General features: G+C 43.2%; 23 protein-coding genes. 11 read left to right on the top strand and 12 right to left on the bottom strand.

Annotated features, from left to right (window positions below; all coding sequences use genetic code 11):
* Positions 1 to 23: 23 nt before the first annotated feature.
* Positions 24 to 545, bottom strand: coding sequence for a cupin domain-containing protein (locus B2746_RS04315; RefSeq protein ID WP_290791320.1), 522 nt, complete (start codon positions 543 to 545; stop codon positions 24 to 26).
* A 155-nt stretch (positions 546 to 700) separates the two neighbouring features.
* A complete protein-coding gene (locus B2746_RS04310; RefSeq protein WP_290791318.1) occupies positions 701 to 1,282 on the bottom strand; it encodes a hypothetical protein in 582 nt (193 codons plus the stop codon).
* A gap of 180 nt (positions 1,283 to 1,462) precedes the next feature.
* Here B2746_RS04310 and B2746_RS04305 point away from each other — a divergent pair, with 180 nt between their 5' ends.
* Positions 1,463 to 1,792, top strand: a complete 330-nt coding sequence (locus B2746_RS04305; RefSeq protein ID WP_290791316.1) for an ArsR/SmtB family transcription factor — start codon at positions 1,463 to 1,465, stop codon at positions 1,790 to 1,792.
* 2 nt (positions 1,793 to 1,794) lie between these two features.
* Positions 1,795 to 2,865, top strand: a complete 1,071-nt coding sequence (gene arsB, locus B2746_RS04300; protein ID WP_290791315.1) for an ACR3 family arsenite efflux transporter — start codon at positions 1,795 to 1,797, stop codon at positions 2,863 to 2,865.
* Here arsB and B2746_RS04295 read toward each other — a convergent pair.
* Positions 2,857 to 3,519, bottom strand: a complete 663-nt coding sequence (locus B2746_RS04295) for a carbonic anhydrase (protein WP_290791313.1) — start codon at positions 3,517 to 3,519, stop codon at positions 2,857 to 2,859. The two genes, arsB and B2746_RS04295, sit on opposite strands and share 9 nt — an antisense overlap.
* A 128-nt stretch (positions 3,520 to 3,647) precedes the next feature.
* Between B2746_RS04295 and B2746_RS04290 the strand changes: the two genes are divergently transcribed.
* Positions 3,648 to 6,659 carry a DNA polymerase III subunit alpha gene (locus tag B2746_RS04290; protein WP_290791311.1) on the top strand — a complete coding sequence of 1,004 codons (3,012 nt, stop codon included), beginning with the start codon at positions 3,648 to 3,650 and terminating at the stop codon, positions 6,657 to 6,659.
* A 42-nt stretch (positions 6,660 to 6,701) separates the two neighbouring features.
* Positions 6,702 to 7,865 carry a DNA polymerase IV gene (dinB, locus tag B2746_RS04285; protein ID WP_290791309.1) on the top strand — a complete coding sequence of 388 codons (1,164 nt, stop codon included), beginning with the start codon at positions 6,702 to 6,704 and terminating at the stop codon, positions 7,863 to 7,865.
* Here the strand turns inward: dinB and B2746_RS04280 are convergent.
* Both B2746_RS04280 and B2746_RS04275 read right to left on the bottom strand, forming a co-directional pair.
* Positions 7,822 to 9,057 (bottom strand): hypothetical protein, encoded by a 1,236-nt coding sequence (locus B2746_RS04280; protein WP_290791307.1) that lies wholly within the window; start codon positions 9,055 to 9,057, stop codon positions 7,822 to 7,824. The two genes, dinB and B2746_RS04280, sit on opposite strands and share 44 nt — an antisense overlap.
* Positions 9,058 to 9,075: 18 nt before the next feature.
* The gene (locus tag B2746_RS04275; RefSeq protein WP_290791305.1) at positions 9,076 to 9,681 is read right to left on the bottom strand and encodes a Crp/Fnr family transcriptional regulator; all 606 of its coding nucleotides are present in this window, start codon (positions 9,679 to 9,681) and stop codon (positions 9,076 to 9,078) included.
* A 229-nt stretch (positions 9,682 to 9,910) separates the two neighbouring features.
* Here B2746_RS04275 and B2746_RS04270 point away from each other — a divergent pair, with 229 nt between their 5' ends.
* Genes B2746_RS04270 through B2746_RS04240 form a run of 7 tightly spaced genes read left to right on the top strand, consistent with a single transcriptional unit; the run spans position 9,911 to position 16,568 of the window.
* Positions 9,911 to 10,381, top strand: coding sequence for a c-type cytochrome (locus tag B2746_RS04270; protein ID WP_290791303.1), 471 nt, complete (start codon positions 9,911 to 9,913; stop codon positions 10,379 to 10,381).
* 24 nt (positions 10,382 to 10,405) lie between these two features.
* Positions 10,406 to 12,409, top strand: a complete 2,004-nt coding sequence (gene nosZ, locus B2746_RS04265) for a Sec-dependent nitrous-oxide reductase (protein WP_290791301.1) — start codon at positions 10,406 to 10,408, stop codon at positions 12,407 to 12,409.
* 46 nt (positions 12,410 to 12,455) lie between these two features.
* Positions 12,456 to 13,472: a nitrous oxide reductase accessory protein NosL gene (locus B2746_RS04260; protein ID WP_290791299.1), complete on the top strand. Its 1,017-nt coding sequence runs from the start codon at positions 12,456 to 12,458 to the stop codon at positions 13,470 to 13,472.
* Positions 13,469 to 14,698, top strand: coding sequence for a nitrous oxide reductase family maturation protein NosD (locus B2746_RS04255; protein WP_290791297.1), 1,230 nt, complete (start codon positions 13,469 to 13,471; stop codon positions 14,696 to 14,698). The genes B2746_RS04260 and B2746_RS04255 overlap by 4 nt, the downstream gene beginning before the upstream one ends.
* Positions 14,695 to 15,414 (top strand): ABC transporter ATP-binding protein, encoded by a 720-nt coding sequence (locus B2746_RS04250; RefSeq protein WP_290791296.1) that lies wholly within the window; start codon positions 14,695 to 14,697, stop codon positions 15,412 to 15,414. The genes B2746_RS04255 and B2746_RS04250 overlap by 4 nt, the downstream gene beginning before the upstream one ends.
* Positions 15,411 to 16,178 carry an ABC transporter permease subunit gene (locus B2746_RS04245; protein WP_290791294.1) on the top strand — a complete coding sequence of 256 codons (768 nt, stop codon included), beginning with the start codon at positions 15,411 to 15,413 and terminating at the stop codon, positions 16,176 to 16,178. Before B2746_RS04250 ends, B2746_RS04245 begins: the two co-directional genes overlap by 4 nt.
* A 9-nt stretch (positions 16,179 to 16,187) precedes the next feature.
* The gene (locus tag B2746_RS04240) at positions 16,188 to 16,568 is read left to right on the top strand and encodes a group III truncated hemoglobin (protein ID WP_290791292.1); all 381 of its coding nucleotides are present in this window, start codon (positions 16,188 to 16,190) and stop codon (positions 16,566 to 16,568) included.
* Positions 16,569 to 16,640: 72 nt separating this feature from the next.
* Here the strand turns inward: B2746_RS04240 and B2746_RS04235 are convergent, their stop codons facing one another.
* The 7 genes from B2746_RS04235 to B2746_RS04205 all read right to left on the bottom strand — a co-directional run bounded on the left by B2746_RS04235 (position 16,641) and on the right by B2746_RS04205 (position 22,876).
* Positions 16,641 to 17,285, bottom strand: a complete 645-nt coding sequence (locus tag B2746_RS04235; protein ID WP_290791290.1) for a hypothetical protein — start codon at positions 17,283 to 17,285, stop codon at positions 16,641 to 16,643.
* A 150-nt stretch (positions 17,286 to 17,435) separates the two neighbouring features.
* Complete coding sequence (locus tag B2746_RS04230; RefSeq protein WP_290791288.1) at positions 17,436 to 19,502, bottom strand: alpha-ketoacid dehydrogenase subunit alpha/beta; 2,067 nt, start codon at positions 19,500 to 19,502, stop codon at positions 17,436 to 17,438.
* A 56-nt stretch (positions 19,503 to 19,558) separates the two neighbouring features.
* A complete protein-coding gene (locus tag B2746_RS04225) occupies positions 19,559 to 20,170 on the bottom strand; it encodes a fumarylacetoacetate hydrolase family protein (RefSeq protein ID WP_290791286.1) in 612 nt (203 codons plus the stop codon).
* Between the two features lie 136 nt (positions 20,171 to 20,306).
* On the bottom strand, positions 20,307 to 20,885 hold the full coding sequence (pth, locus tag B2746_RS04220; RefSeq protein WP_290791284.1) for an aminoacyl-tRNA hydrolase: 579 nt from the start codon (positions 20,883 to 20,885) through the stop codon (positions 20,307 to 20,309).
* A gap of 73 nt (positions 20,886 to 20,958) precedes the next feature.
* The gene (locus B2746_RS04215) at positions 20,959 to 21,543 is read right to left on the bottom strand and encodes a 50S ribosomal protein L25 (RefSeq protein ID WP_290791282.1); all 585 of its coding nucleotides are present in this window, start codon (positions 21,541 to 21,543) and stop codon (positions 20,959 to 20,961) included.
* A gap of 20 nt (positions 21,544 to 21,563) precedes the next feature.
* A complete protein-coding gene (locus B2746_RS04210) occupies positions 21,564 to 22,541 on the bottom strand; it encodes a ribose-phosphate pyrophosphokinase (protein ID WP_290791280.1) in 978 nt (325 codons plus the stop codon).
* A gap of 131 nt (positions 22,542 to 22,672) precedes the next feature.
* Entirely contained in the window at positions 22,673 to 22,876 is a 204-nt protein-coding gene (locus B2746_RS04205) for a hypothetical protein (protein ID WP_290791278.1), read from the bottom strand.
* Positions 22,877 to 22,888 lie beyond the last annotated feature (12 nt).

The following is a 22,888-nucleotide window of genomic DNA, read 5'->3' as shown; positions in this document are numbered from 1 at the left end:
TATCAACTGAGCAGCATCAGTTGCTAACTTGATTTCTCTTCTTTTCGGATAAACCCCAAAGGAAACAAAACAAAAAACAATACCCGAACCACCACAAAAGGAAGTCCCACCAGACGAATTTCTTTTCGGAAAAGATAAGCCAGTCTGATTTTATCCTTCCAGTGCAGATCGGATTTCCCTTTTGCCCATTGCAGATTGGAAAGTTCAAATGCCTCTCTGAAAAAAGCGGCCGTATTCAATGCCGGATGCACTAGCCATTTTACTTCTGTATAACCATCCCTTCCATTCCACATGGCATGGGGTGTATTGGTGGGAACAACAAATCCCTCCCCTGCTTCAAGTTTTTTGGTGGAACCATCCATAGTCAGCTCTAATTGCCCGGATAACACAGTAAAATATTCTTCCTGATAGCTATGATAATGCATTGGTGGTGGAGTTCCCTTTCTGTTGTAGGACATCTTCATTACCAATTCATCCTTCACACCAGATTCAGACAAAAAGACGATGGTTTGACCAGTCAATTTATTTTCAATAAAGGAAGTCATGCCACATTTTTATGGAAAAATCCGCCATTCCATAAAATGTTCAATACAGAAAATGAATCAATTGTCAATTGTACAGGCTCAACTGCCCTTATTTTTAATCATGAGCCCATTCTTTAAGATTTGAGCCCATTTTATTACTATTTGAGCCCATTTTTTCAGGTATTGAGTCCATTTTCCACTAACAGATCCTGCAGCTTATACGTAGTTGAAGGACCTTTCCCCATGCAGAAGAGAATGCCCAGGTTCACCAGGTTTGCCAGATCACGGGAAGCAGTAGGTTTGGATACCCTGGAAATCTCCTGGTACATGGAATTATTGATTTGACCCGTGCGAATCAGGAAATGAAGGGCAGCTGCCTGACGATCACTTAACTCATATTTAGCACGGTAATAACTAAGTTTCTCTGTTGCCTTTTGATTGGACAGCAAATCGGATTTTTCCTTCATAAACTCGCCTACCAATACATTCAGCGGGTTTCGATCCTTCAATTTTGCACTGGTTTTCATTCGCTTTTGTAAGGATGCTTTTTCCTGTGGATTATTCAATACGGAATTTGCATGTTTCATCGCATCACTGAAAAGGGTATTGTTGGCCCGTTGATTCGGAGAGCGCTCCACCCTGCTCATATCAGGGTATTTACTGACAAATGTTTTGCCATTTACAACCCTGAATACAATGAATTTTCCCAGCTTGCCTCTTAGCAGCCGTACAATAATATTGTCATCTGCAATAGCCATAAAATATTGTTTTAGACTAATATAATAATTTTTTTCTACATACTGTTTACGTAGTTCCTACGTATATCCTTCGTAATTATTAATACAATCACATAATTATCATAGTACTTATGGCAATTTAAAAGGGCTCAATGGGCTCAGTATACTTAATTGGAAAGTAATCGTATTATTGCGATCATTATGGGAACAACAAAAGCCGATTTATTTTCAAAAGAACAAAATGAGCTGGCCAATCTGGCAAGAGCCCTGGGGCATCCTGCCCGTATTGCCATACTGCAGATTTTGCTGAAACAAACCTCCTGTTACTGCGGTAATCTGGTGGAAGAACTTGGCCTTGCACAGGCTACCATTTCACAGCATCTGAAAGAATTAAAAACAGCCGGACTGATCAGGGGATCCATTGAGGGAATCAATATTTCCTATTGCATTGATACAAAAAACTGGAAAGCATATCGCCAGGTATTTCAAACCCTGTTTAAAGAAATTGACTCACCCGAAAATTGTTGTTAAGCATGAGTGCCAATAATTGTAATCCAACTGTAGAAAGAAAAAAACTGGGATTTCTCGATCGTTATCTGACCCTTTGGATTTTCACCGCAATGCTTATTGGAATTGGCCTGGGTTATTTTCTACCTTCCGTGCCAGCCGCTATAACGGGTTATTCATCCGGCACCACCAATATTCCGCTCGCCATTGGATTGATTCTGATGATGTACCCGCCACTGGCAAAAGTGCGGTATGAAAATCTGGGAGAAGTATTCCGGAATACCCGCTTTCTGGGCACATCCCTGCTGCTCAATTGGGTAATCGGTCCTTTGCTGATGTTTTTTCTTGCCATTACTTTTCTTCGTGCTTATCCCGAATATATGGTCGGTTTGATTTTAATTGGTCTGGCGCGCTGTATTGCCATGGTACTTGTATGGAATGAACTGGCAGAAGGAAATCGGGAGTATGCAGCCGGACTCGTTGCCCTGAATAGTATTTTCCAGGTACTCTTTTTCAGTTTCTATGCTTATCTGTTTATTTCCGTTTTGCCTCCGCTATTTGGATTAAGCGGATTGGAAATAAGCATCACAATTCACCAGATCGCAGAAAGCGTGGCCATCTACCTGGGCATTCCATTTTTAGCCGGATTATTGAGCCGGTACAGCCTGATCAGAATAAAAGGACTGAATTGGTACCAGGAAAAATTCATCCCCTTCATTTCTCCCATAACCCTGATAGCACTGCTCTTTACCATTGTGGTAATGTTCAGCCTGAAAGGGGAATTGATCGTTCAATTACCAATGGATGTGGTACGGATTGCCATACCGCTTGTGATCTATTTCATCATCATGTTTCTTGTAAGTTTTTTTCTGGGCAAAAAAATGGGAGCCGATTACAGCAAGAATACCGCCATCGCATTCACTGCTGCAGGAAATAATTTTGAACTGGCCATTGCAGTTGCCATTGGTGTATTTGGTATCAATAGCGGACAGGCATTTGCCGGAGTAATTGGTCCGCTTGTTGAAGTACCTGCACTCATTGCATTGGTGAATCTGGCCTTCTGGCTACGGAGAAAATATTATACCGAATCAGTTTAATAAACTTACTTTTCCGTCTTCCAGACTTTCATAAGCACCAATTATCTGCAGATTACCTTTTCTTATTCGTTCTCTGATCAGGGGCGATGATTCGCTGATCTGCTTTACACCATGCTGAACATTGGCACGAATAAAATGATCAGTCATTTGATCTCCTTGCTCCTGTAATGCTATTATTTCTTTTTCTTCTGAAATCCGATCCATGATTGTTTTAAGATGACCTTCGGTTGTTTCTTTTTTTACATAGGCACTGATGGCTCCGCAACGTTCATGTCCAACTACCATCACAAGAGGCACATCCAGGTGTTCAACCGCATATTCAATACTGCCCAATTCAATATCACCCATAATATTTCCGGCAGTGCGGATAACGAATATATCACCCAAACCCTGATCAAAAACAAGTTCGGGAGAAACCCGGCTGTCTGAACAGGTAACCACTACGGCATAAGGATGCTGTTCATGGCTCAATGCTTTTCTTCTTTTTTGTGACTCATCGGGATGGATGGGTTCAAATCGACCGTACCGGCTGTTTCCTTCCATCAGTTTTGTAAGTGCAGTACCGGAACCAGCGATGGTTTCCACTCCCGCTTCACTGTTTTCACAAAACAGCAGCCATCCTGTCATTAAGAGCAGCACCAGTATTCTTTTCATAGTGCAAAACTATCGGGGATGGCATATCTCTTCCGTAACCTCAGTCACAATAAAAACCCGCTGTTTACTAATTTATTTAGCATTTATTCCTACCTTTACCGTCCGACTCAAATCGGAAAAAGACCTCCATGTACCTCAATTGTAAAACATATTTCAGCCTGCGTTATGGCACTTTTTCGACAGAAGAACTGGTTGCTACGGCGGCGGATGCCGGTATTGAAATGCTGGGGCTGACCAATATCAACAATGTATCTGATGCCTGGGATTTTTATAAGCTCTGCAGAGAAAAATCCATCAAACCTATACTGGGAGCGGAAATAAGGAACGGATCAACAATCTGCTATGTTTTACTCGCTGTTAACCTGGCGGGATTTGAACAAATCAATCAATTCCTTTCCTTCCACTTGCAGGAAGACAAAAATTTTCCGGCCGATTTAAATCTGGATAATTTTTTTCCGAATCAAACCGATGTGGCAGTGATTTATCCGCTTGGCAGCCCCTTTCCTGAAAAATTAGCTCCACGTGAATGGATCGGTATTCGTTCGGACCAGATTACTAAATTATTTAGCTTTCCTGTCAGCCGCTATCGTGCTCAAATGGTAGTACTCCAACCCGTGAGTTTTGCCAACAAACGCAGCTTTAATGCGCACCGGTTGTTGCGAGCCATTGATAAAAATGTATTGCTCTCCAAACTGGCGCCGGAAGACCAGGGAACGGAGACAGAAATTTTCCAGGCTCCTGACAAACTACTAAAAGCATTTGCACAACATTCCTTTATCATTACCAATACCTATCGTTTGATGGAATCCTGTTTCATTGAAATGGATTTACATACGGACAAGAATAAAAAGACCTTTAGTTCTACCCGTGAAGATGATCGGATATTGTTGGAAAAGCTCGCTATGGATGGTTGTATCCAGCGTTATGGCAGAAGAAACAAAACTGCTGTTGAACGGGTAAGCAAAGAACTGGCCATCATTGATCAGCTCGGGTTCAATTCCTATTTCCTGATCACCTGGGATATTATCCGTTATGCGCAAAACCGTGGTTACTATTATGTGGGCAGAGGCAGTGGTGCCAACTCCATTGTTGCTTTCTGTCTGCAAATAACCGATGTTGATCCTATTGAACTTGATCTCTATTTTGAACGATTCCTGAATCCATATCGCAGCAGTCCGCCTGATTTTGATATTGATTTTTCCTGGCTTGATCGGGATGATGTGATTGATTATGTATTCAAACGTTATGGAAAAAAACAGGTGGCTTTATTGGGCATGGTAACCACCTTTCAATACAATGCATTGATCAGGGAACTGGGAAAAGTGTTTGGATTGCCCAAGTCGGAAATAGATCAACTGGCTACCAAAGGATATTATTCAAGACAATCGGCCTTTGATACTAAAAAAGCGGAGGACAATATTCAACAACTCATTTTAAAATATGGACAGTTGCTGAAAAATTTCCCGAACCATTTAAGTATTCATCCGGGAGGCATGCTGATCAGTGAGGCATCGATCTATCAGTACACAACGGTGTTCATGCCGCCGAAAGGATTTCCCACTGCACAGATCGATATGTTTGTTGCAGAAAATATAGGATTGTACAAACTGGATATTTTGAGTCAGCGCGGATTGGGCCATATCAAGGAAGCCATCCGCCTGGTAAAAGAGAATCAACAGATCAGTGTCAATATTCATGAAATCGAGCAATTCAAAAAAGATCCCGGAGTAAAAAAGCAGATCAGAGAAGTTAATACCATTGGTTGTTTTTATATTGAGAGTCCGGCAATGCGACAGTTGCTGAAAAAACTGGAATGTGATGATTACCTCACGCTTGTTGCGGCAAGTTCGATTATACGTCCGGGTGTTGCCAGCAGCGGTATGATGAAGGCCTATATTGACCGTTATCATCATCCTGATTCATTTGAGTATATCCATCCTATTATGAAAGAATTGTTGCAGGAAACCTATGGCGTAATGGTATATCAGGAAGATGTGATCAAGGTAGCGCATCATTTTGCGGGCATTGATATGGGAGAAGCGGATATTCTGCGCAGAGCCATGAGTGGCAAATACCGGGGCAATAAAGAAATGATCCGCATCCGGGAAAATTTTTTCTCCAATTGTGCAGAGCGGGGATATGATCCGGAAATAACAAAAGAAGTATGGAGGCAAATAGAAAGTTTTGGCGGCTACAGTTTTTCCAAAGCACATTCGGCTTCTTTTGCTGTGGAAAGTTATCAGAGTCTGTTTTTAAAAACCTATTATCCCAGGGAATTTATGGTAGCCGTCATCAATAATTTTGGCGGCTTCTACAGCAGAGAATTGTATTTCTATGAATTATCCAAAACCGGCGCTGTCATTCATCCGCCCTGTGTAAACAACAGTGACTGGATGACCAATATTATCGGCAATGAGGTGTACACCGGATTCATTCATATCAAATCGCTGGAACAAAAAACGGCGGAAGCTTTATTGGAGGAAAGAAAACGAGGTGGCTTATTCCGTTCGCTGGAAGACCTGATTGAACGCACTAAAATTGGCAAGGAATCGCTGAACTGTCTGATTCGGCTGGATGCCTGCAGGTTTACCGGAAAATCGAAAAAAGAATTGTTATGGGAAGCGAATCTCTGGCAGCAGCCGGCCCGATCAAAGTTGGCAGTACAATCTGCTGCATTATTTGAAGAGGCACCTGTTAGTTTTCAACTTCCTGCATTACCGGTATATCCATTAGAGAATTTATACGATCAGATGGAACTGCTGGATTTTCCTTTATCCAATCCTTTTCCGCTGGCGGATACAGATTTGGAGGGATATATACCAGCTCGGCATTTAATTCATCACAAGGGGAAAAAAATAACCATGTTGGGATATCTGATAACATATAAACCGGTTCGAACCATCAAAGGCGATCTGATGTGTTTCGGCACCTTTATAGATTCGTCCCTCGATTGGCTGGACACCATTCATTTTCCGGATTCCCTGCAACGTTACCCGCTACAGGGCAATGGGTTTTATGCCCTCACCGGTACCGTTGTGGAAGACTTCGGCGTCCTAAACCTCGAAGTTACGTACCTGAAAAAAATCGGCCTCAAATCCCGTACCTCCGCCCTTCACCCGACGGGTTTACCCGTCGGGTGATTCTTTCACCTTTCACCTTTCACCTTTCACCTTTCACCTCCCTTGCTCCTCCCCCGCCATATCGCCCACCTCGATCTCGACGCCTTCTTTGTGTCGGTCGAATGTCTCCGAAACAGTTCGCTCCGGGGCAAGCCGCTTATTGTGGGAGGCTCAGGCGATCGGGGAGTTGTTGCCGCCTGCAGTTATGAAGCCCGCAGTTTTGGCATCCACAGTGCCATGCCCATGAAACTGGCAAGAAGGCTCTGTCCGCAGGCCATCATCATCAGTGGTGATATGGAACAGTATAGCCATTTTTCAAAACTGGTAACGGCCATCATCGCCGACAAAGTGCCCCTCTTTGAAAAATCATCCATTGATGAATTTTATATTGACCTAACCGGCATGGATCGTTTTTTTGGTTGTAGTCTGTTTACTGCAGATCTGAAAAAAACCATTTACAAAGAAAGTGGCTTACCCATTTCATACGCACTCTCCAGTAATAAATTAATCAGCAAGGTTGCTACCAATGAAGTAAAACCAAACGGACAACTCGAGATCCCTTTTGGAGAAGAGAAATCTTTCCTCGCCCCATTGGCCATTCAAAAGATCCCTGGTGTTGGAAAAGAAACAGCCCAACTGCTGAATCAAATGGGCGTAGAAACGGTAAAAACGTTGAGTGAAATCCCCGTCAAATTGTTGAATAACCTGATGGGAAAAAACGGAATTGATTTATGGAAAAAAGCGCAGGGTATGGATGAATCACCGGTTGTACCCTACCGCGAGCAAAAATCAATTTCCAGTGAGGAAACTTTTTCCAATGATACCATTGATATCAATTTTTTGCAACAGGAACTGGTACGATTAACTGAAAAAATCGCTTTTGAACTCCGCCAGCAAAACAAACTGACAGGATGTGTTACCGTCAAACTACGTTATGCCAATTTCGATACGCTAACCAAACAGGCTTCTATTCCCTATTCAAGTGCCGATCATATTTTAATAAAAACTGCAAAATCTCTTTTTACCCAACTCTACGATCGTCGTTTATTGGTACGGCTGATTGGTGTTCGTTTCACGCAGTTGATTCCGGGTAATTATCAGATCAACCTTTTTGATGACAGTCAGGAAATGATCCGACTCTATCAGGCAATTGACAGTGTAAAAACCAGATTCGGTGCTACCATTATTGGACATGCAGCCGGTCAAAAGCAATTGCCTTCCCGCTAGTATAGATCCGTCTGGAATCGCTGTTCATTCCAAGTATACCAAAAAACAAACAAAATGCAGCTACCAACAACAATTCATTGGTATGAGGAATGGCCCAATAAAACATCGCAGAAACACCCTGTGCCATTAGTGTTAGTTCGGTAATTAAAATGCCAATAATAAATAACCAGCACCAACGGGAAAGCCGCCCTTCAACAAGCAGCAATAATTTTTTCTCTATCATCCAGCCCAATAAAAAAAGACTTACAAAACCCAATAAAACCAAATGGAGATAACCGATCACCACCGGGCGATAAGCGAATGCATAACTGCTTAATCCGGGTATAACTGACAAACTCTGCAAAAGGATTTTTATACAGAATGCAAGTAGTGAAAGTAACCAGATTTGCTGCAATCCGCGAGAACCGATCGATGCCTTAATTGCCGGATAAACAATCCGCACCAGCCAAACCACCAGCACCGGCTGAATGAGTGCAGCAAACCCGGCTACGGCGATCATCCAGAAAGGCAGCCGCATCCAAAGTGCCGATAAAAAAAATGCCGGAATTGAAACCCAGACCAGCAGTTGTACCGGTTTCTTTAATTGATCCTGAACAGAAACGGGTACTCTTGAAAAAAGCAGGGCCAGCACCGCAAATAAAAACCAGCCATTGTATTGAAAATGCAGATAAAAATAAACCGCTCCAAAATAGAGTTCTGCTTTATTGATATGATTGGCCATCAGCCATGCCAGGTAAAATGTTCCGAAAGAAGATAGTACAAGAAAAGCAAGGGACCATCGGCAGAGTTGAACGATTAAACCACCAGATTTTTCCAATCCTTTTTCTTTCCACAACAGTACGACAAACCACCAACCCACCAATACAGAAGCGGTAGAAAAAAATATGGAAACAGCACCATAACCCTGAAAAGGAAAACTCAATAACATACCATAGGCCGATATTGAATAAAGTCCGAGGATGCGATTGTATTTTTGGGCTTTTTCATCGGATAATAAACCCACCAGTGCACTCATTAAAAACAAGCTGATCCATCCTGCAAATGCAAAATGCGAATGGGCGTGCAATAAATTTTTGTGGTGAATCCAGGGAAGAGGAAATAAAATCTTCAGGCGTAGTATTAAACCCGCCAATGCTACCAGTAATAAATTAAATAAAGCAAGTCTGATCCATTTAGATGCTGTTGCATTCATGATTGGAATAAGGTTTGATTAATAAAATACCTTACCCCGCTGAATAGTGAGTCGGCCGCGTTCCTGCAGGGTACGTATGGTACGAATAACTGTCTCTACTCGTAATCCGGTCATATCAGCCAGTTGTTGCCGGGTCAGGTGCAGCTTGCAGGGTTTTTGTTCTATACCCCGCATTCGTTTGTAATAGTTCAGCATGGTGGAAATCCGCTTTTCGGGATTATTATAGGCCAGTTCACGAAGGGTTAAAAATTTAAACCGCAACCGGGAAACCAACAGCCGCGAAAAACTGAAATGAATGTCAAAATTTGACCGGATCATCTGATGAAAATTGGATTTATGCAAGCGAAGCAATACACAGTCTTCATCGGCTATAGCGGTTGCAGCATAGGGCAGTTCATCAAAAAGAGGCAGTTCTCCGAAACACTCACCGGGCTCAATCATAACCTGAATAAATTCCCGACCATCTTCATTGATGTTCACCCAGCGAACCCTGCCTTCAACCACTTGATAATAAAAGCAGGCCGCAGCTCCTTCCATAAACACCAAATCGCCCTTGCTTACTTTTTTATAAGTAGCACCATAGCTTAATAAGGTTTCTTCCGGAACGATGGGCGTTGACACCATGAGTAAACATTTTGTTCAACAAATCTATTCAGGGCCTAAACAAAGAAGTATGATAAATATACTGAATCCTCCTGAGTTTAACAGCCTCCCCGGTGACAGCAGTCACCTTATTGTATGATCTTCATCAGTTTAGGTTGATTCCTGTGCAAATATGACCTCGATCATAATTGCGGGCAGGCAGCTCAGCTAACATTGCACCATAATCATTTGTACAACAAAACTATTCACCATGAAAAAGCTCCTCCTCCTTGCTGGCATTGCAGCCCTTATTTATGCCTGTGGCGGTGGTACCCAGCAAAATGACCCGGCATCAGATGATCAGACTGGCGCAGCCAGCACCACTCCTGCTCCGGCAGACAACCCTGACGGGGTTGGAAAATTCAAGGATGTGCAGGTTCCTGAAAAACTGGATGCTGCATTAGCACAAAAAGGCGAATCCGTGTATGACATGAAATGCTCTTCCTGCCACAAATTATCCGATGAAAAACTGGTTGGTCCTGGTTGGAAAGATGTAACCAAAAGAAATACCGCGGCATGGATCATGAATTTCGTAACCAATGTGGATGAAATGCTGAACACCGACCCCAAAGCACAGGCACAACTGGAAATTTGTCTGGTTCGCATGCCCAATCAAAACCTTTCCGATGAAGATGCCCGCAATGTCTATGAATTCATGCGTAAAAATGACGGAGTCCAATAAAAAGTCAACCCTAAAATAGAAACAATGAATGCTTTCATGAAATTCAGCCTCGGAGCCGCCGCCATCCTGGCGGTGAGCTTCCAGGCCTGTAAACCCAAAAACACCAGCTCTGCAGTAAGTGGAGATGCCGCTGCAAAAGCCTATGTTCCACCCGGCAAATACGACGAATTTTACAATTTCGTATCCGGGGGGTTCAGCGGACAAATGAGCGTCTATGGCTTACCCAGTGGTCGCCTGTTTCGTGTTATTCCCGTTTTTTCCGTAGACCCTGAAAAAGGCTGGGGCTATTCTGAAGAAACCAAGCCTATGTTGATGACATCCCACGGATTTGTTCCCTGGGACGATTTGCACCACACCGAAATGTCACAAACCAATGGCGAAATCGATGGCCGCTGGGTTTTCGGAAACGCCAACAATACCCCTCGCGTGGCCCGTATTGATCTGAAAACATTTCGTACCGCGGAGATTATTGAGCTACCTAACAGTGCAGGAAACCACTCTTCTCCTTTCATTACTGAAAACACCGAATATGTAGTAGCCGGAACCCGCTTCAGCGTGCCGGTTGATTACGCAAATGGCGATGTGCCCATCAGTACCTACAAAGAAAATTTCAAAGGCACCATCAGCTTTATCAGTGTTGGCAAAGAAGATGGTAAAATGGATATTGCCTTCCAGCTTCTTCTGCCCGGTGTAAACTTTGATCTGAGCCATGCAGGTAAAGGTCCAAGTCACGGTTGGTTTTTCTTCTCCTGTTATAACAGTGAGCAGGCCAATACCCTGCTGGAAGTGAATGCCTCCCAGCGCGACAAGGATTTCATCCTCGCAGTTAACTGGAAAAAAGCCGAGGAATACCTGAAAGCAGGTAAAGGCAAAAAAGAAAAAGTTCGCTATTCCCGTAATACCTGGGATGAATCCACTCATACCGGCAAACATGAAATTCTCGAAGAAGTTACCGTGTTGGATGCAGTAGCGCTCAAAGATATCTGTTACCTTATCCCCTGCCCTAAATCGCCACACGGTTGTGATGTGGACCCAACCGGGGAGTACATAGTTGGTTCCGGAAAACTGGCCGCACTGATTCCTGTTTTTTCCTATACAAAAATGCTGAAAGCAATTGCCGGTAAAGCTTTTGAAGGTGAATACGAAGGTATCCCTGTTATTAAATACGAAGAAGCGCTTTATGGAGAAGTGCAGAAACCCGGACTCGGGCCCTTGCACACCGAATTTGATGGTAAAGGCAATGCGTACACTTCCTTCTTTGTATCTTCTGAAATTGTAAAATGGAATATCAAAGATCTGAAAGTGCTGGATCGTGCGCCAACTTTCTATTCTATCGGACACCTCAGTATTCCGGGTGGTGACAGTAAAAAACCCAATGCTAAATATGTAGTGGGTTATAATAAAATCACCAAGGATCGTTACCTGCCTACCGGTCCTGAACTGGCTCAAAGTGCACAGATCTATGATATCAGTGGCGATAAAATGCAACTCATCAATGATTTCCCAACTATTGGCGAACCGCACTATGCACAGTCTGCACCGGCCGATCTGATCAGCAAAAACTCCGTGAAGATTTTCAAAATTGAAGAAAATCAACACCCCTATGTTGCCAAAGGCGAAAAAGAAAGCAAAGTGGTGCGGGAAGGGAATAAAATACATGTGTACATTACTGCCATCCGCTCCCATTTCTCCCCTGATAATATCGAAGGTGTAAAGATTGGAGACGAAGTTTATTTCCATGTAACCAATCTGGAACAGGACTGGGATGTACCACATGGCTTTGCCGTAAAAGGCGCCAACAATGCCGAATTGCTGGTAATGCCTGGTGAAACTCAAACCCTGAAATGGGTTCCTGAAAAACCAGGTATGTATCCTATTTATTGCACTGATTTCTGTAGTGCATTACACCAGGAAATGTCGGGTTATGTACGCGTGAGTCCGAAGGGCTCCAATGTTCCACTCAGTTTTAGTCTCGGTAAAAACAGTTCCGATCCAACTTCAAAAGAGAATAACAGCAACGCACAATAAAACCTGAATGGGCAGGTACGCCTGCCCATTCTTTAAATCCGCTGGCATGAAATCAAGTTTAGCTCCATCAACAAGAATAATCAGTCTGGTTACAGCCATCGCCCTGGGATTGGTTTTCGTTCTTCCCATCTGGCGTATTGACCTGATTGCACCCCAATATCCGGAAGGACTTTATCTTCAGATTTATGCTGCCAAATTAGGTGGCGATGTTGATGTGATAAATGGACTGAATCATTATATCGGTATGAACCATATCCATGAAAAAGATTTTGTTGAATTCAAAGTACTACCCTTCCTTATTTTAACCATCGCAGCATTTGGACTGCTAACCGTATTTATTAATCGTAGATGGTTTTATTTTACCTGGTTCGGTTGTTTGCTTGCTTTCGGTGTTTTGGCCATGGTTGATTTTTATCGCTGGCTGTATAACTATGGGCATAATCTCGATCCTACTGCAGCTATTAAAGTACCCGGACAATCGTATCAGCCCCCATTAATCGGATACAAACAATTATTGAATTTTGGCGCTTATTCCATGCCCGATACCGGTGGCTGGATATTTATCGGAGCCGGAGTTTTGCTACTGGCCGGTGCCTGGATAGAAATTAAACGCAGCAGAAAAACCGGTGGCTTTAAAAGCGCTGTGGCCCTTTTACTTATTACCCCGTTTTTTCTAATCGGATGTTCATCCGAACCCCAGGCAATTCCTTATGGAAAACAATCCTGCCACTATTGCAAAATGACGCTGATGGATCAGCAGTTTGGAACGGAGTTGTTATCTGAAAAAGGAAAAGCTTATTTTTTTGATGATATTACCTGCCTTCGGGAATATATCCGGGAGGAACAGGCAGGAACAACAGGCAACTACAGGGTATTTATGAGTGATTTTGAACAGCCGGAAAAACTGCTGGATCTGGAACAGGCATTTTTATACCAGTCAGCTGAAATCCGGGGCCCTATGGGCGGAACTATTGCCGCTTTTGAATCAGCCAATGCCCGCGACCAATTCAGCCAGTCAAAACAAGGAAAAAATACCACCTGGAAAGAACAGGTTCAACCATGATTCGTCAACTTTATATACTGGTCCTATTAATTGCCGCAACAGTACAAGGCAATGCAACCATTCACCTGGTAAAAGCAGGTGAATCTATTCAGGCTGCTATTAAAAAAGCAAGTGCCGGTGACATGATTAAGGTATATCCGGGCACCTACCGTGAAAAAGGAATTCTGATCGACAAACAACTGGTGTTAATTGGCATTGACTTCCCGGTTCTGGATGGAGAAAAGAAATATGAAATACTAACCATTACTGCTGATCATGTTGTAATAGAGGGATTTGAAATTATCCGTTCCGGATACAGCAGCATGGATGAGTTGGCAGCAGTTCGAATCAAAGAAGCAAATTATGTTGGTGTACGGAAAAATCGTCTCCGTGATAATTTTTTCGGCATCTATTGCCAGCATGCCCGCTATGCGCTGATTTCCGACAATCATATAACCAGCAATGGAACCAGTGAACTGGAAGCAGGAAATGGAATTCATGCCTGGAAAAGTGACCACCTCGTTATACAGAATAATTTTATCAGCGGGCACCGGGATGGCATCTATTTTGAATTCGTTACGGAATCGACCATTACCAACAACCAGAGTCACAAAAACATTCGCTATGGTTTGCATTTCATGTTTTCGCATCAGGACATTTATACACAAAACACGTTCAGTGAAAACGGAGCCGGTGTAGCCGTGATGTACAGCCGGCAGGTGACTATGTTCCATAATAAATTTTTAGACAATTGGGGAAGTGCTGCTTATGGAATTCTGCTAAAAGACATATCAGACAGCAAAGCAGCCTTCAATGAATTTGCAAGAAATACAGCTGCTATTTATATGGAAGGATCCAGTCGCCTTTCAATTTATGCCAACCGGTTTGTTCAGAATGGATACGGCATCCGGATTCAGGCATCCTGTGATAACAATACCATTTCAAAAAATAATTTCATTGCCAACAGTTTTGATATTGCCACCAATGGCAGCCTGGTATTAAATTCCTTTGATGAAAATTATTGGGATAAATACGAAGGATATGATCTTGACAAAGATGGAGTAGGTGATATTCCTTACCGACCGCTCAGCCTCTTTGCATTAATTGTTGAACGAAACAATAGTGCCATGATGTTATTCCGGAGTCCGATGGTTGGACTGCTGGAACGTGCGGAAAAAATAATGCCGGGTATAACTCCGGAAAAACTGAAAGACAGCAAACCACAAATGAAACCTCTACCCTTATGATTATCGCAACCAATGTGCAGAAAAAATTCGGGCGACTGGTAGCCCTCGACCGCATCAGCTTAAGTTGCAATAAAGGACAAACCATTGCACTGATTGGACCCAACGGCTCCGGCAAAACAACTTTTATAAAATGTTTACTTGGAATGGTGATTCCGGATAGTGGATTTATTACCGTTAACCAGGAGAATATTCACCAGAACTGGCAATATCGTAAGCAGATCGGATATATGCCACAGATCAGCCGCTTTCCGGATAATATGACCATTGAACAGGTAATAGATATGGTTCGCGATATCCGTTACCAACCCGGTCAGGAATTGGATGAGGAGCTCATTGATGCATTTGATCTACGTCGCCAGTTTGGCAAAAGAATGCGTACCCTTTCTGGTGGCACAAGGCAAAAAGTAAGTGCCTGTCTGGCATTTTTATTCAATCCCGCTATATTAATACTTGATGAGCCAACAGCCGGACTTGATCCGGTATCAAGCGAACTTTTAAAAGATAAAATAACCCGTGAAAAAGCAAAGGGGAAACTAATCCTTATTACCTCCCATGTATTAAGTGATCTGGATGATCTTGTTTCTGAAATTATTTACCTGCAGGATGGACAGCTTCGTTTCCATGAATCGGTCAGTCAATTACAGGAGAAAACAGGAGAAGCAAAACTGAATAAAGTGATGGCCCAGATTATGCTTCAGAAAACTGCGCACCAATGAAAAAAATCATCAAATACAGCCTGCTGGACATACTGCGAAATCGCATTATTCTTGCCTATACCCTATTATTGGCATTGGTAAGCATCAGTCTTTTTTTATTGGAGGACAATCCGGCTAAAGCCATCATGAGTCTGTTGAATATCAGTCTGCTGATTGTTCCGCTGGTCAGCAGTATTTTCTGTACCATTTATCTTTATAACAGTGCAGAGTTTATTGAACTGTTGGTTGCGCAACCCATCAAAAGATCGAGGTTGTTATGGGGTGTTTACCTCGGCATGATTACGGCCTTGCTGGTTGCTTTACTATTAGGGATTGGATTACCATTGTTGATTCTTCATCCAGCTTCCACTTCGCTGCATTTATTTTTAATCAGTTGTGCATTAACTGTTGTATTTGCTTCGCTGGCTACCTTATCTGCAGTACTAACACGCGATAAAGCCAAAGGCATCGGATTATCACTTCTGCTATGGTTCTATTTTACTTTTATATTTGACGGATTGGTATTACTGGTGCTTTTTCAACTGGCAGATTACCCGCTTGATACGGCAATGATTGGTATGAGTATGCTCAATCCGATTGATATGGCAAGGATTGGTATGTTGTTGCAACTGGACATATCTGCCATGATGGGATTAACAGGAGCTTTGTTTCAGGATTTTTTTGGTACGGGTGCCGGTTTATTACTTATTACCTTCGTCATGCTGATCTGGATGGCATTTCCGATTTTACTTGCCGTTCGGCGATTTAAAAACAAGGACTTATAAAAGAAGGCGATGAAAAAAGACATTAAAAACAGGGCCGATATAGAAATGCTGATCAATTCATTTTATGATCGTGTTAAAACAAATGCGCAGATTGGTCATTTTTTTACAACGGATAAACATATTGACTGGTCAGCCCATCTTCCTGTAATGTATAATTTTTGGGAGAACATTCTTTTTTATACGGGACAATACAACGGCAATCCCATGGCTGTTCATAAACAATTACATCAGGAATTTCCTTTAAGCAAAGAAGATTTCGCCGAGTGGCTGCGTCTTTTCAAACAAACCACGGATGAATTATTTGAAGGAGAAAATGCAGATCTGATACAACAACGAGCGCAATCAATTGCGCTCGTTATGGAAGGTAAAATTATTTCGCCTCATTTTTGACCAGGATCATAACAAAAAAAAGCAGGTAGTAGATACTACCCGCGTTCACACACATGAGAAATAAAGAAAGCGTTACTGCATTTGTACCTCGTGTAAGGGATGCTTGTTTATAAGTTGAATAAGTTTGGCCTGCATATTTTCATTCCGGTTATTGTACCTGAATTCACATTCTTTGATATGGAGATACAAGGTATTTCTGTTCACTCCACGGAACTTCATCAGACGGTTTCGGGTTAGTCCCCAGAAACCTGAAATATCATCTCCATTGGTTGATGCACCTGCTGCAAGCATATCGCGACGATAGAGGCGCCAGCTATTGAAATCAGCAACGGCATGAATGGTCTGCATTTCTCCGGTAATCTGCCCAGTATGTTGTTTTTGCCAGTTAAGTAAATGTTCGCGTGATATATTTTCCAAGCCTGTCGCATAAACCTGACCGTTGTATCTGGTAAATCCGAAATAAGGGGTCTTGGGTAATCCGCTCAAAGAACCTTTGATGGATACAAAATTTTCAGGCAACTGATGGGTTGGAAACGCATCTTCACAATGTTGTGCCAGACGGGTCCGGATCAATTTGAGATAGGCATTTACGGTTACGCGGCTAACTCCGGTAATGGCAGCAATTTGGGTAGCAGTTAAGTCTTCGCAGAAATAATGTAATATCTCCCTGCATTTTCTTTCCGAAAGGTGAGCCCCTTTCAACATTCTATTTTTCATCGAGATAGGTTTGGTTTGCAGAATCTATACGAAATCATTCGGAGATAAATATCAACAGAACCAACTGGATTAAAAACCTAAATCTTTACAAGTGGGTTTAATACAGGATGAACAGAAGTATCATGATGTTAGAGAAAAGTGAAAATGTACTTAGTACACTAAGAGTTGATGCAGTCTTTTTTTCAGTTTTTCTGCGTTAGGCAGCATGGCTGTTTCCAGCAGGGTATTCATCGGAACTGCTGGAAGAGGCAGTGCTCCCATCACCTCAACCGGTGCATCGAGCCATTGAAAGCAGGCATGTGTAATTCGGGATGCCAATGCTTCAGCAAAAGAATTGTATTGTTGTTCTTCAGTAAGCACCAGGCATTTTCCATGTTTTTGAACGCTGGCATAAATGAGTTCTTCATCCAGTGGATATAGGCATCGCAGATCAACAATTTCTATCTGGCCGGGAAAGAAAGCAGCTGCAGCTGTTGCCCAGTAAACGCCCATTCCATAGGTAATGATTGTACAGGTATCGCCTCTATTGATTGATTCCCTGCCGGCCTGCTGAACAATCCTGGCTTTTCCAAGGGGGATTCGATAATCAGCGGAGGGTTCGGGTGTTTTAGCAGCTTCCGTTCCCGGCACTTTACTCCAGTAGAGTCCTTTATGTTCAAGCATTATTACCGGATTGGGATCAAGAAAGGCAGCTTTCATCAAACCCTTCATATCTGCTGCATTGGATGGATAAACGACTTTAATTCCTTTTATACTTAACAGGGTGGATTCAATACTTCCGCTATGATAGGGACCTCCACCGCCATAAGCACCAACCGGCACCCGGATAAGGGTTTGAACGGGGAATTTCCCGCAACTCAGGTAACAGGATTTGGCAATTTCTGAAACCAGTTGATTCAAGCCGGGATAGATATAATCCGCAAATTGCACTTCTACAATTGGTTTCAGGCCAACGGCACTCATTCCGGAAGTGGATCCAATTATATAAGCTTCCTGTATGGCGGTATTAAATACCCGGTGATCTCCAAACAATTCAGCCAGTGTGGCGGCTTCTCTGAAAACGCCTCCCAGGCGCCGGCCAACATCCTGACCATAGAGCAATGATTCGGGATATTCCTGCAGAATTTCGCGGATGGCATAAAGGGCGGCATCCACCATATTGATTTTTTCTTTGGTCGCGGTTTCCCGCTGGCCCAGTTCTTTTGTTACAGATGTCGGTGCAAAAACATGGTCCATGACTGTTGCCGGATCGGGCTCTGAAGCTTCTGACGCAGCTTGAAAGGCAAGCAGTATTTCTTCTCTGGCCTGTTGATCTATATTCAGAAGCTTTTCTTCTGAAAAACCGAGTTCCAATAATCTTACATATAATTTTGGACCAGGATCCTGCTGACTATGGTTGGCAAGGTCTTCCGCGGATCTGTAAAATTCTTTTCGTACTCCGCTGGTATGATGCCCCAATAAAGGAAGATTGGCCTGCACCAGCCAGGGTTTGCGTTCTTTCCGAATATTAGTGATCACTTCTTCCAGCACTTTATAACCGGCTTCAAAATCACTGCCATCCACCCGAATCCGTGATAAACCCGGAAAGCCCGCCGCATATTCATAGGCGTCCATTGCTCTGGATTCTTCAGCACTTACACTGATTCCCCATTGGTTATCCTGCACCAGGTATAAGATCGGTAATTGTTTGAGTACGGCAAATTGGAAGGCTTCGCTTACCTCGCCTTCGGTTACACTGGCATCACCCAGTGAACAAACAACAATGGGTAACTCACCAGCAGCTGTTTTGCGCAATCGATTATTCAGGTGCTGCTCCAGATATTGAAGACCCTGTGCAATGCCGGTGGTTGGAATTACCTGCATGCCGGTAGCACTGCTTTGTTGGATAATGGTTGGTTTTCCTGCTTCCCTGCTATTGGGATGGGAATAATAGGCCCGGCCACCGGTAAATGGATCAGCTGCCTTTGCCAGCAATTGCAACATAAGCTGATAAGGTTCGAATCCTAGTCCCAATAACAGGCTTTCATCCCTGTAATACGGACTTACAAAATCTGCCGGATCAAGTAAATAGGCGATTGCCAGTTGAATAGCTTCATGCCCTCTGGAGGTGGAATGGACGTATTTGCAAACAGCGCGATGCTGTTCATAAATAGCTGCCATATGTTTGGCCAGGCAACAATGACGATAGGCTTTAAGTAACAGTTCGTTTCCGTTCATAAAGGAGCAATGCTGCGCAAATATAAACGAACACTTGTTAGTAAACGAACCCGGACTTATTTAATTTCGATCGTAAACAGTTGGGCATCGTCCATATAGCCCTCCAGTTCATCTCCTACCACGCATTCTCCCACACCGGCGGGTGTGCCGGTAAAGATGAGATCACCGATATTGACGGAGAAATAATTGGAAATATGGGCAACGATGCTGTCGAAGTTGAAGATCATCTGGTTGGAATTACCTTCCTGAACCATTTCTTTATTCTTCTTCAGGTTGAATTTGATTTCTTTTTTATTCTTGATATCGGTCATATTGATCCATTTACCGATAACGGCTGAATTGTCCCAGGACTTTGCTTTTTCCCAGGGAAGGCCTTTTTCTTTTAATTCGTTCTGGATATCCCTTGCTGTGAAATCGATGCCAACTGTTACCGCGTCATAGTATTTGCTGGCATAGCGATCCTGGATATATTTTCCATTTTTACAGATACGGAGTACCAGTTCACATTCATAATGCAATTCATTGGTAAACTCGGGATAATAAAAGGGAGTATGCGCTTGGAGCAGGGCACTTTTGGGCTTCATGAAAATCACCGGTTCATCAGGGACATCATTGCCTAATTCTTTGGCATGTGCCACATAGTTACGGCCTATGCAGAATATTTTCATATTCACTACGGGGTTTAATGATTAAATAATCACTGATTAATTTGGGATTTTTAGTCCCCGGAATTTATAGGGATACTGGAAGTACAGGTAATTACTTACCCGATGGTGTGCGAAAATAACTATTCATATGCATAAATCATAACTTGTATTCCACATTGTTGAAATGATTCATGGTATTTGTCAGACCGGCCAGCACAAAGGACTCGATGATGGGAATGGTTTGCTGGATTTTCCTGACAATAAGGGGAATCTCCTCCGGGTTCCATTTACCCAGGACATAGTCCACCTGCCTGCCTTTGGGATAATTATTGCCGATTCCGAAGCGCAAGCGGGGGTATGCAGAGGTGCCGAGTTGTTCCTGGATGCTTTTTAAGCCATTGTGTCCGCCATCGCTCCCTGCGCCGCGAATCCGGCTTTTTTCGATCGGCAGGGCAAGTTCATCCAGAATAATAAAAACCTGTTCAACGGGAATTTTTTCTTTTTCCATCCAGTATTTAACCGCCTTACCGCTCAGGTTCATATAGGTGGATGGCTTGATAATAACCATGGACTTCCCTTTTAATTTAGCTTCAGCCACATCTGCCAGGCGATCTGTACGAAAAACAGCTTCATGTTTGGCAACCAGTGCATCCACCACATCAAAACCGATATTATGCCGCGTATGCGCATATTCGGCACCGATATTACCCAAGCCAACGATGAGGAATTTGGACATAGAAGGTGAAAGGTGAAAGGTGAAAAGGCACCGGAAATCCGGTGCCTTTAGGGTATATTAAATAAGGTGGGGATTATTTTTTACCTTTTTCAGCCGCTGCTTCTTCCTGTTTCAACTGACGTGTCATCACGATAGATGCAACCGGAATACGGGGAGACATCATAATTTCAATGTTGTCTGCTTTGATATCCTGAATCCGCATGTTTTCATTCAACTCCAGGTTGGTGATATCCAGCTCGATGCTTTCTTTCAGGTACTTTGGAAGGGTTTTAACCTTCAGAGACTTTACTTTAACATCCAAACGACCACCTGCTTTTACGCCAGCGGGTGAACCGGTCAGGTGTAATGGAAGTTGCGCAATAACAGGCTTATCTTCCACCAGTTCCTGCAAATCAACATGTGTAAGCGCATCGCTTACCTTGTCGAACTGCAGGTCCTTCATGATGCATTTGTAGGTTTTGCCATCCAGTTTCACTTCTGCAAGATTAAATTCAGGAGTGTAAACCAGAGCCTTGAAAGCCTTGGCTGGAGCGAAGAAATTAATTTCCTGCTCACCTCCGTAAATTACACCTGGCACTTTGTCCTCAGAGCGAAGTTGGCGGGTGGCTTTTTTCCCGGTTTCGGTCCTGAGTTGTCCTTCGATTGTAATTGTCTTCATTGTTTAGTATTTAATAAAAATTAAGCTCCTTGTTCTCCCCTGTTTTCGGCATTCTGCTGTTCTTTCCGTTGCGAGTGGATAAACAGACTGGTAATGCTTCTTTGTTCAAATGCGTTCCTCAGGGCTACTGCAAATAAATTTGCAACGGACAGCACTTTTATTTTATCCACCTGTTGTTTCAGGGGGATGGTATCACAAACCACCAGTTCTTCCAACACACTGTTGCCTATATTTTCATAGGCTTTTCCACTCAGCACCGGATGTGTACACATGGCCCGAACGGTAGTGGCGCCTTTTTCCTTCAGCAAACCGGCACTTTTTGCCAGGGTACCTCCGGTATCACAGATATCATCGATCAGGATCACATTTTTATCTGTTACATCTCCAATCACCACCATGCTGGCTATTTCATTTGCGCGTTTCCGGTGTTTGTCACAAATCACCATTTCGGCGTTGAAATAGCTGGCAATTTCACGGATCCTGTTCGCACTACCCACGTCAGGGGCCGCAAAGGTAAGGTTTTCCAGTTTTAATTGCTCTATATAGGGGATAAAAATTACGGAACTATCGAGGTGATCCACCGGTATATCAAAATAGCCCTGAATCTGCGGAGCGTGTAAGTCCATGGTAATCACCCGGTCAGCGCCCGCAGCAGTGAGCATATTGGCAATCAGCTTGGATCCGATGGCAACCCGGGGTTTATCTTTCCGATCCTGGCGGGCATAGCCATAATAGGGAATAACGGCGATCACCTTATAGGCGGATGCACGTCTGGCGGCATCGATCATCAGCAATAATTCCATCAGATTGTCTGAAGGAGAAAAGGTACTCTGGACGAGAAAAACAACATCTCCCCGAATGCTTTCCTGGTAAACCGGCTGAATCTCCCCGTCGCTGAATTTCTGGATATTGATCCGGCCTAATGGAATTCCGTAGCTGTTGGCGATTTTCTCTGCCAGGTACTGTGAACCGGTACCTGAGAAGATTTTTGCAGTCATAGAAGAAATATTCTTGCGGCGAAGATAACCATTGAAGTAAATAGTACACTGATACCTGCAAGAAAATGGTTAAAATCGAAAAGGGATGCGCAAGCTGCACACCCCTTTTCTACCTGTCTACATTAACTGATTTATCTGGAGGCCACTACCTGCGGACCCGCCTGTGGTGCGGATACCGTTTTAAGTGTACCTATAGGTTCCGTTCGGTAGTTATTAACCGCATGGAAAATAGCTGAACAAATAAAAATTGAGAAGAATAAGGCAACAACATAGATTCCTATGCAAAACAACATAGATTGGAATCCGCCTAATACGTTGAAAGTACGGGAATTCATAGTTTACTGGTT

This window comes from Flavihumibacter sp. UBA7668 (genome assembly GCF_002483205.1).
Classification (GTDB): Bacteria; Bacteroidota; Bacteroidia; order Chitinophagales; family Chitinophagaceae; genus Flavihumibacter.
This window is presented reverse-complemented; position numbering and strand designations above follow the sequence as displayed.

What these genes read in the sequence shown, in the direction of transcription:
- B2746_RS04315 (WP_290791320.1), bottom strand. Translation starts at nt 545, where the DNA reads ATGACTTCCTTTATTGAAAATAAATTGACTGGTCAAACCATCGTCTTT.
- B2746_RS04310 (WP_290791318.1), bottom strand. Translation starts at nt 1,282, where the DNA reads ATGGCTATTGCAGATGACAATATTATTGTACGGCTGCTAAGAGGCAAG.
- B2746_RS04305 (WP_290791316.1), top strand. Translation starts at nt 1,463, where the DNA reads ATGGGAACAACAAAAGCCGATTTATTTTCAAAAGAACAAAATGAGCTG.
- arsB (WP_290791315.1), top strand. Translation starts at nt 1,795, where the DNA reads ATGAGTGCCAATAATTGTAATCCAACTGTAGAAAGAAAAAAACTGGGA.
- B2746_RS04295 (WP_290791313.1), bottom strand. Translation starts at nt 3,519, where the DNA reads ATGAAAAGAATACTGGTGCTGCTCTTAATGACAGGATGGCTGCTGTTT.
- B2746_RS04290 (WP_290791311.1), top strand. Translation starts at nt 3,648, where the DNA reads ATGTACCTCAATTGTAAAACATATTTCAGCCTGCGTTATGGCACTTTT.
- B2746_RS04280 (WP_290791307.1), bottom strand. Translation starts at nt 9,057, where the DNA reads ATGAATGCAACAGCATCTAAATGGATCAGACTTGCTTTATTTAATTTA.
- B2746_RS04275 (WP_290791305.1), bottom strand. Translation starts at nt 9,681, where the DNA reads ATGGTGTCAACGCCCATCGTTCCGGAAGAAACCTTATTAAGCTATGGT.
- B2746_RS04270 (WP_290791303.1), top strand. Translation starts at nt 9,911, where the DNA reads ATGAAAAAGCTCCTCCTCCTTGCTGGCATTGCAGCCCTTATTTATGCC.
- nosZ (WP_290791301.1), top strand. Translation starts at nt 10,406, where the DNA reads ATGAATGCTTTCATGAAATTCAGCCTCGGAGCCGCCGCCATCCTGGCG.
- B2746_RS04260 (WP_290791299.1), top strand. Translation starts at nt 12,456, where the DNA reads ATGAAATCAAGTTTAGCTCCATCAACAAGAATAATCAGTCTGGTTACA.
- B2746_RS04255 (WP_290791297.1), top strand. Translation starts at nt 13,469, where the DNA reads ATGATTCGTCAACTTTATATACTGGTCCTATTAATTGCCGCAACAGTA.
- B2746_RS04250 (WP_290791296.1), top strand. Translation starts at nt 14,695, where the DNA reads ATGATTATCGCAACCAATGTGCAGAAAAAATTCGGGCGACTGGTAGCC.
- B2746_RS04245 (WP_290791294.1), top strand. Translation starts at nt 15,411, where the DNA reads ATGAAAAAAATCATCAAATACAGCCTGCTGGACATACTGCGAAATCGC.
- B2746_RS04240 (WP_290791292.1), top strand. Translation starts at nt 16,188, where the DNA reads ATGAAAAAAGACATTAAAAACAGGGCCGATATAGAAATGCTGATCAAT.
- B2746_RS04235 (WP_290791290.1), bottom strand. Translation starts at nt 17,285, where the DNA reads ATGAAAAATAGAATGTTGAAAGGGGCTCACCTTTCGGAAAGAAAATGC.
- B2746_RS04230 (WP_290791288.1), bottom strand. Translation starts at nt 19,502, where the DNA reads ATGAACGGAAACGAACTGTTACTTAAAGCCTATCGTCATTGTTGCCTG.
- B2746_RS04225 (WP_290791286.1), bottom strand. Translation starts at nt 20,170, where the DNA reads ATGAAAATATTCTGCATAGGCCGTAACTATGTGGCACATGCCAAAGAA.
- pth (WP_290791284.1), bottom strand. Translation starts at nt 20,885, where the DNA reads ATGTCCAAATTCCTCATCGTTGGCTTGGGTAATATCGGTGCCGAATAT.
- B2746_RS04215 (WP_290791282.1), bottom strand. Translation starts at nt 21,543, where the DNA reads ATGAAGACAATTACAATCGAAGGACAACTCAGGACCGAAACCGGGAAA.
- B2746_RS04210 (WP_290791280.1), bottom strand. Translation starts at nt 22,541, where the DNA reads ATGACTGCAAAAATCTTCTCAGGTACCGGTTCACAGTACCTGGCAGAG.
- B2746_RS04205 (WP_290791278.1), bottom strand. Translation starts at nt 22,876, where the DNA reads ATGAATTCCCGTACTTTCAACGTATTAGGCGGATTCCAATCTATGTTG.